The sequence below is a fragment of the Streptomyces sp. URMC 127 genome (assembly GCF_051386535.1).
Lineage (GTDB): Bacteria > Actinomycetota > Actinomycetes > Streptomycetales > Streptomycetaceae > Streptomyces.
On sequence record NZ_JBPQTW010000470.1, the window covers coordinates 1 to 822 of the forward strand.

Here is an 822-nt window from a genome sequence, read left to right on the forward strand (position 1 = left end):
CCCTTCACCATCCCGCCCCACTCCAGCCGCGGCTGCAACGCGTCCGCCCACGCGAACTGCCAGTGCGCCGGCAGGAAGTCCCGCCAGTGCCCCAGCGCCGTCACCGCGTCCAGGACGTTCCCGACGATCGTCAGCCCGACCGCGCCGCCCACCGCCCCCAGCGGCGCGTCCGTGACCGTCGACAGCCAGAACGCCAGCCCGGCCGTCACCAGCTGCCCCACGAAGACGAACGCGACGACGATCGCGAGCCGCCCCACGGCGGTCGTGCCGGGCAGCGCACCGCCCGTGGGGATCTGCAGCGGGCCCCAGCCGTACGCGGCCGTGCCCGCGGCCAGGGCCACCACCGGCAGCAGCACCATCGCCGCCGCGCTGAACGCCAGCGCCACGGTCAGCTTGCTCACCAGGAGCCGCGTCCGCGGCACCGGTGCGGCCAGCAGGTAGCGCAGTGACGACCAGCCGGCCTCGGAGGCCACCGTGTCGCCGCAGAACAGCGCGACCGGCACGACCAGCAGGAAGCCCGCCGAGACGAACACGCACGTCGCCGTGAAGTTCACCCCGGACGCCGTGGCGGTGTCGATCAGGGTGACCCGCCCGTTGCGCCCGGCCGGCTGCCCGCCGATCGCGAACGCCGCGATCAGCACGAACGGCAGGGCGGCGAGCACCGCCCCGACCACCATCGTCCGGCGCCGCCGCAGCTGCCGCACCGCTTCCACGCGCAGGGGCAGCGTGTGCCGCGCCCGGTAGCCGGGAGCGGACGACTCCCCGGTGCTCACCACTGCACTCACGACGGGCCTCCGATCAGGGTCAGGAACGCGTCCTCCA

At 74.8% G+C, this 822-nt stretch carries 1 protein-coding gene; it reads right to left on the reverse strand.

Annotation, left to right across the window (positions count from 1 at the left end):
• The coding region (locus ACSNOH_RS34960; RefSeq protein WP_436725469.1) for an ABC transporter permease at positions 1 to 785 on the reverse strand (785 nt) is incomplete at its 3' end.
• Positions 786 to 822: the final 37 nt, after the last annotated feature.